Annotated in this window: 11 protein-coding genes and 1 pseudogene; 7 read left to right on the forward strand and 5 right to left on the reverse strand. The window is 61.5% G+C overall.

From position 1 onward, the window contains the following. Positions 1-38: 38 nt before the first annotated feature. Positions 39-860, forward strand: a complete 822-nt coding sequence (locus BLL38_RS02180; protein WP_076961114.1) for an AraC family transcriptional regulator — start codon at positions 39-41, stop codon at positions 858-860. A gap of 1 nt (position 861) precedes the next feature. On the opposite strand, the gene BLL38_RS02185 is transcribed toward BLL38_RS02180, so the two are convergent. The 3 genes from BLL38_RS02185 to BLL38_RS02190 all read right to left on the reverse strand — a co-directional run bounded on the left by BLL38_RS02185 (position 862) and on the right by BLL38_RS02190 (position 2966). Continuing rightward, positions 862-1449, reverse strand: coding sequence for a LysE family translocator (locus BLL38_RS02185; RefSeq protein WP_076961115.1), 588 nt, complete (start codon positions 1447-1449; stop codon positions 862-864). Between the two features lie 291 nt (positions 1450-1740). After that, positions 1741-2106: a hypothetical protein gene (locus tag BLL38_RS30270; protein ID WP_130898180.1), complete on the reverse strand. Its 366-nt coding sequence runs from the start codon at positions 2104-2106 to the stop codon at positions 1741-1743. Positions 2107-2345: 239 nt separating this feature from the next. Then, a complete protein-coding gene (locus BLL38_RS02190; RefSeq protein WP_076961116.1) occupies positions 2346-2966 on the reverse strand; it encodes an NUDIX hydrolase in 621 nt (206 codons plus the stop codon). Positions 2967-3152: 186 nt separating this feature from the next. On the opposite strand from BLL38_RS02190, the gene BLL38_RS02195 reads away from it, so the two are divergent. Then, positions 3153-4322, forward strand: a complete 1170-nt coding sequence (locus BLL38_RS02195; RefSeq protein ID WP_076961149.1) for a GGDEF domain-containing protein — start codon at positions 3153-3155, stop codon at positions 4320-4322. Between the two features lie 74 nt (positions 4323-4396). Continuing rightward, complete coding sequence (locus BLL38_RS02200) at positions 4397-5281, forward strand: alpha/beta hydrolase (protein ID WP_076961117.1); 885 nt, start codon at positions 4397-4399, stop codon at positions 5279-5281. A gap of 206 nt (positions 5282-5487) precedes the next feature. Here the strand turns inward: BLL38_RS02200 and BLL38_RS02205 are convergent, their stop codons facing one another. Then, entirely contained in the window at positions 5488-5697 is a 210-nt protein-coding gene (locus BLL38_RS02205) for a DUF3079 domain-containing protein (RefSeq protein WP_076961118.1), read from the reverse strand. A gap of 176 nt (positions 5698-5873) precedes the next feature. On the opposite strand from BLL38_RS02205, the gene BLL38_RS02210 reads away from it, so the two are divergent. Genes BLL38_RS02210 through BLL38_RS02225 form a run of 4 tightly spaced genes read left to right on the forward strand, consistent with a single transcriptional unit; the run spans position 5874 to position 8946 of the window. Further along, positions 5874-6404: an iron transporter gene (locus BLL38_RS02210; RefSeq protein WP_076961119.1), complete on the forward strand. Its 531-nt coding sequence runs from the start codon at positions 5874-5876 to the stop codon at positions 6402-6404. Next, complete coding sequence (locus tag BLL38_RS02215) at positions 6405-6728, forward strand: cupredoxin domain-containing protein (protein WP_076961120.1); 324 nt, start codon at positions 6405-6407, stop codon at positions 6726-6728. A 17-nt stretch (positions 6729-6745) separates the two neighbouring features. Beyond that, the gene (locus BLL38_RS02220) at positions 6746-7588 is read left to right on the forward strand and encodes an FTR1 family iron permease (RefSeq protein WP_076961121.1); all 843 of its coding nucleotides are present in this window, start codon (positions 6746-6748) and stop codon (positions 7586-7588) included. Positions 7589-7620: 32 nt separating this feature from the next. Beyond that, positions 7621-8946, forward strand: coding sequence for a 4Fe-4S binding protein (locus BLL38_RS02225; RefSeq protein ID WP_076961150.1), 1326 nt, complete (start codon positions 7621-7623; stop codon positions 8944-8946). 88 nt (positions 8947-9034) lie between these two features. On the opposite strand, the pseudogene BLL38_RS30275 reads toward BLL38_RS02225, so the two are convergent. Beyond that, a pseudogene (locus tag BLL38_RS30275) lies at positions 9035-9207 on the reverse strand (IS4 family transposase); the annotation flags it as partial.

Below are 9207 nucleotides of genomic sequence, written 5' to 3' on the forward strand. Positions count from 1 at the left end.
ATCATCGGGGCCCTACACGGTTCCCCGGAGATTGCATCATGTCGCTGCCCGACCTGGCCGCCCCGCGTTTCTGGCGGGATCCTCGCCTGCCGTTTATCGAGGCGCGCACCATCGATGATGGGCGCAAGGTCTGCTACACCCGGCATGCCCACGACCATTTCTCGATTGGCGCGATCACCGCCGGGCAGAGCCTGTATCTCCATGGCACGGACACTTTCCAGGTCCACAGCGGCACCGTGGTGCTGATGAACCCTGGCGACGTGCACGCCTGCAACCCTCTCGACGACCAGCCCTGGTCGTATCACATGCTCTACATCGACACGCCTTGGCTGACCGAGCTGCAACACCAGTTGGGGTTTGCCAGCCACTTGGGTTTTCGCCGCTTCGACGCCACCCATACTGCTGACCCGCTGCTGTTTGCCGGCCTGCTGGAACTGTACGCCGTGCTGATCGACGAACACGCCGCCGCCCTGCACAAACACAGCGCCGTGGTGCGCTTTTTCACGGCGGTGCAAACGCGCCTGAACCCGGCGGCGTTGCCTGCGCGGGAGGTCAATCACAAGCTGGAACGCGCCGCCGAGTACATCCGCGAGCACTGCACCGAAGCGCTGAAACTGGAAACGATCTGCCAGGCGGCGCAGCTGTCGCCGTCGTACCTGATCCGGGCCTTCAAACAGGCTTATGGCATGACGCCCCATGCGTTCCTGATCAACCAGCGCGTGCAGTTTGCGCGCAACCAACTGCGTAGCGGCCAGTTGATTGCCGATGTGGCACTGGCCGCCGGTTTTGCCGACCAGGCGCATCTGCAGCGCACGTTCAAACAACACCTGGCAGCCACGCCGGGGCAGTATCGCGGCTGACTCATGCCAGCAGCAGGTACGCCACGCTGATCACCAGCAACAGCGCCATGGCCCGGTTGAACAGGCGCATGCCCCGGGCATTGCCAAGGTAACGGCGAAAGAACGTGCCCACATACGCCCAGCACGCCACCGACAGGTAGCAAATCACCAGGTACACCGCCGCCAGCTGCCACACACGCGCAGCCTCACCGTCAGCGGCAAACAGGCCCATGCCCGCCACACACGCCAGCCAGGCCTTGGGGTTGAGCCATTGCATCACCGCGCCATACAGCATCGACGGTGCAGCCGCCGCGTCTTGCGCCTCCAGCTGGCCATCATCCATCGCCAGCTTGTAGGCCATATACAGCAGGAATACGACCCCACCCCACTGGATGCCCTGGGTCAGGATCGGCCAACGCACCAGCAGCTCATGCAGGCCCAGGCCAATCAACACCAACAGCAACGTAAACCCCAGCGCCGCGCCGGCCACGTGTTTCTGGCTGGCGGCAAACCCAAAGCGCGCGCCCGAGCCGAGGGCGACCACATTGACCGGGCCGGGGGTAATGGAGGTCGCCAGGGCGAAGGCGGCCATGGACATGAGCAAACTCATTGCACTTCCTTTTTTGTAATGACAGGGGGACAGGCCTGTACGCTACGTTCCTGTAGCCAGTGCGTATTGAAGAAAATGCCCCTTGGCAGCGCAGCCAAATCGCCGCTCCGGCTGTGAGGCTGTCGATAAATCCAGGATACTGCTAGATACGCCATCCCATGGTCACTCAGGCAACAGAAACTCGCCCGATAGAGAACACACGACAGGTTATAGAGTGAGTTGGGAAAGAGATTCCCGATAACAAAAAATTAGGATTATTTAAATATTCCGCAAACAGTAAATCAGCGTATTTCAGTTATTGCTTCGTATAACGGCAGCATCACCCGGAGCCGAGCGGGGACTAAACAATCGATCAGAAAACTCGATCAAACTATCAAGAGTCTCTCTATCCTTGCATACTTCATAGAGGTTTTCTTCCCCGCCGGATCCTGATTTACTTCTTAACAACGTCGGCGAACCAGTGGCGGTAGAAACCTTATAACCATTACATCCCCTAGAAGAGCTGTAGCCCGTAAAGCCACCGCTCAATAGAGGAACTGCCATAGCGGAACTCACTCCAAACGCCAGCACAAAGATCATTGCCCCACCACCAGAAAACACTATATTCTTTAGATAACATTCAAATTGAATGCCTTTTTTTTGATTATTTTTCAGCATTCAGACGCCCTCCTTTATCCACTCATGTCTTATTTATCTTCGCAAAGAAGCCTTCAAGACGAAGGTAGCACCACCGAATTACAGTTCAGCACCCTATCCAATTGACCAACTATTGCGACTAACGCACTTTAAATACAAAAATAATTAAAGTACCTGAAGGCGATAGTCGCAACTGTCAAATCTGACAGGTTGTTTTTTTACATAATCAGGTATAGCGCGAAAGCCTAGGCAAATTTCGACTATATCGTTTCGTCGGCATTCCCGGGCGACCGCGTCAGCCCTGCCTTGAGCAAACGCAGCTCCAGGTATTGCAGGAGCATGATGGTCTTGCCATCGACAATCTCACCGCGCGCAACCATGGCAATGGCCTCGTCAAACCCCAACTCCAGCACATCGATATCCTCGCCCTCCTCCTCCAGGCCACCGCCCTCGCCTACACGATCGCCGGGCTGATACTCACCGATAAAGAAATGAATGCGCTCGGTCACCGAGCCCGGGCTCATGAACGCCGAGTAGACTTTTTCCACATGCCCTACGCGGTAACCGGTTTCTTCCTCGGCTTCCAGGCGGATGCGTTCCTCGGGGCTGGCGTTGTCCAGCAGGCCGGCGGCGGTTTCGATCAGGTAGCCGTCATGGCCATTGACGAAGGCCGGCATGCGGAACTGGCGGATCAGCAGCACCGTGCGCTGCAAGGTGTTGTACAGCAGGATGGTCGCACCGTTGCCACGGTCGTACACCTCGCGGGTCTGGGCTTGCCAGCTGCCGTCGCGGCGGCGCAGGTCGAAACTGTACTTTTTCAACAGGTACCAGTTGTCCGAGAGCAGTTCTTCGGCAGTGATGCGTACGGGACTGTTGTCCATGACAGGTCCTTTGGTCAAAAAGAGGGGCGAGCAGCATGTCGGTGACACCCTGCCAGCGTCAAGCTGTCCATAGGCCAGCATTGCGGAACGTTATCCAGCTACAATTGCGCCTTTTCTGCACCGGATGACCCCGCGGGCCTGTGGCTGATGGGTTATCTCGGCAGTGCATCCCGCGGGGTCAAGGACATGATGCTGCACATACCGACGCTATTGCTGGTCGCGGTCTTCGTTTTTTGCCTGATGGGCCTGCTCACCGTGCATGCCTGGCATCGCGTGCGTGAGCCGACCCTGGGCTATCTGGGGGTGATGCTATTGCTGGCCTCCCTCGGCACCGCCTTGATGGTAGTGCGCGGTGTGGGCGTGGATTTTGTCGCGTTGGTGCTGGGCAATGTGGTGTTGCTGTTGGGCGCGGCAATGAACTGGACCGCCATGCGCGTGTTTGTCCAAGGCAAGCCCCACCTGCCGGGCATCCTCGCAGGCCCGGTGCTCTGGGTCTTGATGTGCCTGATCCCGCAGTTCTACGGCTCGATGTCCAGCCGGGTGTCGCTGTATTCCCTGGTAGCGGCGAGCTACGGTGTGCTGTCGGCGCTGGAGTTATGGCGCCATCGCCAACACCTGCAAGTGGCCTATCTGCCGGCGGTGGGGCTGATGCTGTTGCACACCACGTTCTACTGTGTGCGCGCCGTGATCGATCCCGGCATGCCCTTCAAGAACCAGCACACGCTGCTGGGCGAAGGCGTACAGCTCTTCTCGTTCATGCTGTTCGAGTCGATGCTGTATGCCATCGGTATCGCCTACGTCACGCTGGCGATGGTCAAGGAGCGCGCCGAACTCAACTTCAAGGCCGCCGCGTTCAGCGATGTATTGACCGGCATCGGCAACCGCCGCGCCTTCATGCTGCACGGCGAGCAACTGCTGGCCGACAGCACGCAACGCCGGCAACCGGTGACCCTGCTGCTGTGTGACCTGGATTACTTCAAGCGCCTGAACGACAGCTTCGGCCACCCCATGGGCGACCAGGCGCTGATCGCGTTCAGCCGGCTGACCTCGGCGATCTTGCGCAAGCACGATTTGTTTGCGCGCATTGGCGGCGAAGAGTTTGCCTGCCTGCTGGCCAATACCGATGAGCAAGGCGCCGTACAGGTGGCCGAACGCATTCGCCAGCAGTTCGCCGCGCTGGACCTGCTGGCGCCGGGGTTTCTCAGTGTGAGCATCGGGGTGGTGACCACCACCGCTCAATGCCACGATCTGTCACGCCTGCTGTCCCAGGCCGACCAGGCGCTGTACCGCGCCAAGGATCAGGGGCGCAACCGTGTGCAGACGGCCTGTAACACTTTGCAAGCAATCGCCCCCTGACGATGGTCTGAATATTTTCTTTACGGGCAAGGCATCTGGTAAAAATCCTGCTTCGCTCCGGTCCTGGAACCTTTATGTCCTCACGTTTTCTCTCGCGCCTGCGTTTGCGTTGGTTGCCCCTGCTATGCATGGCGCTGCTGGTCCTCGGCCTGCCGGTGGGCTGCCATGTGCTGCAACACAAGGAGCGCGAGCTGGTGTTTCGTATCGAGCCCGGTACTGCCAGCTGGTATCGTGGCCTGCCAAACGCGGTGCAGGAGTTCGAGCTCAAGCCCGCCAGCTTCAAGTCCGGGCAGAGCCTGCATGGCTGGTGGTGGCCAGCTGCGAAAAAAGACGCGCCGGCGATCCTGTACCTGCACGGCGTGCGCTGGAACCTCACGGGCCAACTGTTTCGCATCGAGCAACTGCACGCCCAGGGCTACTCGGTGCTGGCCATCGACTATCGAGGGTTTGGCCAGAGCCGGGGCGACCTGCCGTCCGAGCGCAGCGTCTACGAGGATGCGCGGATTGCCTGGGAGCGCTTCCAGGTGCTGCAACCCGATCCGCGCAAACGCCTGATCTACGGCCACTCCCTGGGCGGTGCCGTGGCCATCGACCTGGCGGCGGAACTGGGCCAGCAGGCGGCCAGCCAACAGCGGCCGCCGCCGGTGCGGGGGCTGGTGATCGAATCTACCTTTACCTCACTGGCCGATGTCGCCGCAGCCGTGGTCAACACCTCGCTGCCGGTGCGCTGGGTGCTGTCGCAGAAGTTCGATTCCATCGACAAGATCGCCGATATCCACATGCCCTTGCTGGTGGTGCATGGCCTCGACGACCGCTATGTGCCGCCGCGTTTCAGCCAGCAATTGTTTGATGCTGCCCAAGAGCCCAAGCACTTGCTGCTGGTACCCGGGGCCAGTCACAACAACAGCCTGAGCCTGGGCGGTCGCCCCTATCGCCAGGCACTGCAGGGTTTGCTGTAAAACGGCGGATCCGGCACCGATTTCAGCGAGGCGTGTCAAGCGCAAGCCTCGCGCAAAAAGGCCTGCAAACGATCCTGATCAAATATTGACCGCAGGTTAAATCGCCAGCGCTGCCGGGCCCGCGCAAGGTTATCCACAGAGATACCCACGGTTTTCGTGGACAACTCTTTTTGTATTTTGGGCCAGGGGCTTGCCGAAACGGCCGGTCAGTTGGCCTCTGGCACCTTATCCGTAGCAATCGGCACTTCAATCCCCCAATCGCCATGCAGGTACCAGTCCTCACCGATCATCTCGGCCGGATGCATGGTGCGATCGGCACCATTGCCGCAGGCCAGGGCGGTGGTCGCGCAGTAACGATCACAGCCCCAGCAAATGCGCTCGGGGTGTTTGGGGTTGAGCGGGAACGGCTTGGCCATGAGCAGGCTCCACAGCGGTGGGCAGTGATTTGATCCTACGGTCGCTACAGGCCCACAGCCTTGACCAACGTCAAGAAGGGTTGTGTGTATATCCCTGGAAACTTGACAAGAATCATTATTGTTTACAGCAAAGCTTTCTAGACTCGGCTTCTCATTTGCCCTGTCAGGAAACCCCCATGCGTATCCCCTTCACCCTGTCACTGGCCCTGCTGTTGTCGACTGGCGTGGCCGTCGCCAAGGAATACCCGATCGGCGAGCCACAAATGTGTCCCGGCCTGGAAGTCGGCGCGGTCTATCTGCAACCGATCGAGATGGCGCCACCGGGCATGATGCGCGCCACCGCCGATTCGGATGTGCACCTGGAGGCCGATATCCGCGCCACCGCCGACAACCAGCAGGGCTTCCAGGAAGGCAGTTTTGTGCCCTACCTGAACGTGTCGTTCCGCCTGCAAAAGCAAGGCGGCGCCAGCCCGATCATCGGTGAGTTCCACGCCATGGTGGCCAACGACGGGCCGCACTACGGTGACAACGTCAAGCTGCTGGGCCCTGGCAAATACCAGTTGACCTTTACCGTGATGCCACCCAGCGGCCATGGCTCTCTGGGCCGGCATACCGACAAGGAAACCGGGGTCGCGCCCTGGTTCGAGCGCTGTGAAGTGCACTATGAATTCGTCTACGCGGGGATTGGCAAAAAAGGCGGCTACTGAATGCGCCTGCCCCTCGCCCTCTGCGCCCTGCTGGCTGCTGGCACGGCCCTGGCCGCGCCGTTGCCCACCTATGAATTGACCCTGCAAGACGGCCACTTCACCCCGGCGCAGCTCAAGGTGGCGGCCGGCCAGCGCTTCAAGATCGTGCTGAAAAACATCGGCCAGGGCCCGGCCGAGTTCGAGAGCACGCCGCTGCGCGTGGAAAAAGTGCTGTCGCCCGGGGTCACCACCTTTGTGGTGATCCACCCGCTCAAGCCGGGCACCTATGGGTTTTTCGACGAATTCAACTTACAGCTGCCCGCAGGCAGCATCCTCGCCGAATAACGGCCCGGGAGCCTTTGATGAATCAATCGATGTTTATCGTCTGGCGCGAAAGCGTCGAGGCGCTGCTGGTGATCGGCATCCTCCAGGCCTGGATCAGCCAGCAGCCCGAGGGCTCGCGCCTGGGGCGTTTCCTGTGGGCCGGCGTGGTGCTGGGCCTGCTGTGTTCCGCCGGGCTGGCCGGCCTGATGCTCTGGGCCGGCGAAGCCATGAGCGGCCCCGGCGGCGAATGGTTCCAGGCCGGCATGACCCTGGTAGCAAGCCTGCTGATGGTGCAGATGGTGTTCTGGATGCACCGCCACGGGCCGGGCCTGCGCCAGACCCTGCTGCGCGACGCCGAGCAGCGTGCGGCACGCCAGGGTGGCCTGGGGTTGCTGTTGCTGGCGTTGCTGGCAGTCAGCCGCGAAGGCAGCGAAACCGTAGTCTTCCTGTACGGTGCCGGCGCCCAGTTGCACGGCCCGGCACTGGGCCTGTTCGCCATTGGCGGCCTGCTCGGCCTGGTGCTGGCCGGGCTGACGGTAATGCTGCTGCGCAGCACACGGCGGTTGATTTCCTGGCCGCGGTTTTTCGCCCTCAGCGAGGTGCTGTTACTGCTGTTGGCGGCCGCCTTGCTGGTGGCCGCCGTGGAACGCATCGGCGGGCAACTGCTGGCCATGGACATGCCCGACTGGGTCTACACCCTGGTGGGCGAAGCCTGGTGGGACAGCAGCCCCCTGCTCAGTGACAGCCATGGCCTGGGCGCCGTGCTCGCAGGGTTTGCCGGCTACCGCGCAACCCCCAGCACAATCACCCTGCTGGTACTCATCGGTTATTGGTTGCTGGTCGGTCGTGGGTTGTACCGGGCCCGGCGAGCACCGTTGTGAACAGCCCCTGGCTGCAACGCCTGGGGGATGGCATGCGCCGCCATGGGCGACTGATTCGTGGCGTGCAATGGGCGGTGGTGCTGTTCTACGCAGGGTTGCTGATAGTGCCGGCGTGGCTGGCGCTGCCCACCAGCCAGGCACGCCTGCTGGATAACCTGACGCTGCTGGCCCAGTTCCTGTTCTGGGGCCTGTGGTGGCCGTTCGTGGTGCTGTCCATCGTGTTGTTCGGTCGCGTGTGGTGCGGCGTGCTCTGCCCCGAAGGCTCCTTGAGCGAATGGGCCAGCCGCCATGGACGCGGCCTGGGTATTCCAAACTGGATCCGCTGGGGCGGCTGGCCCACCGTGGGCTTTGGCCTGACCACCCTCTACGGCCAGCTCATCAGTGTGTACGACTACGCCCAGGCTGCCTTGCTGATCCTCGGCGGCTCAACGGTGGCCGCAGTGCTGGTGGGCCTGCTGTTTGTGCGCGGCAAACGGGTGTGGTGCCGCTACCTGTGCCCAGTCAGCGGCGTATTCGCCCTGCTCGCACGCCTGGCGCCGGTGCACTTCCAGGTCGACGAACAACGCTGGAAAGCCAACGCCGGCCCGCGCCTGCCCTTGCCCAACTGCGCACCGCTGCTGGACATCCGCCGCCTGCAAGGTGCCAGCGATTGCCACGCCTGCGGCCGTTGCAGCGGGCAACGGGGCGCGGTGCAGTTGATTGCCCGCTCATGCAATAGCGAAATCCTCCAGGCCCCGCGTAAACCCGCGTTGGTGTGGGATACGCGCCTGTTGTTGTTCGGCGTGATCGGCCTGGCAATGGGCGCCTTCCAGTGGACCGTCAGCCCGTGGTTCATCACGCTCAAGCAGTGCCTGGCGCAATGGCTGGTGGAACATGACTGGCTGTGGCCATTGCAGGACAGCGCGCCCTGGTGGCTGTTGACCCATTACCCCCAGGTCAACGACAGCTTCAGTTGGCTGGATGGGTTTTGCATCGTCGCGTACCTGGGCGCCAGCAGCCTGCTGCTCGGCGGCGCCTTGCTGGGGCTGGTGCACCTGGGCGCAAGATTGAGCGGGGATCGGGCACGCTCTTGGGCCCTGGCCCTGACCTTGACGCCCATCGGGGGTGCCGGGCTGTTTCTGGGGCTGTCGGCCACCACGGTGAAGTTGCTGCGCTATGAAGGACTCTTGCTCGAATGGGTACAACCGGCGCGTGGCGCCTTGCTGATCGCAGCGCTGGGCTGGTGTGTGTGGCTGGCCTGGAAACAGCTGGCCGACCTATCGCTGGCGCGACGTTGCGCGGCCTGGAGCTGCCTGCTGGTGGGCAATGGGCTGGTGGGGTATGGCTGGTGGCTACAGTTTTGGGGCTGGAGCCTGTAAGACGCCGTTCAGTTAAGCGAACGTAATGCTCAAAACAGCGCAGATCAAATGTGGGGCTTGTGTGGGAGCGGGCTTGCCCTAATGCCAGTCAGTTAAGCCCTCCCGCTTTCTTTTTGGGGTATTTGACCGGCCTGGGCTTGACCACCCTGGGGTAACTTCGTTGACGCCTGGCAGGTAACATGAAGTGTTGAGCCTGAGTGCGCAGCTCTGCCAGCCGCTTAGGAATCGTACCTGGCGTTTCCAGCGGACAGAAACGGAGTG

The organism is Pseudomonas gessardii, from assembly GCF_001983165.1.
Taxonomy (GTDB): Bacteria; Pseudomonadota; Gammaproteobacteria; order Pseudomonadales; family Pseudomonadaceae; genus Aquipseudomonas; species Aquipseudomonas gessardii.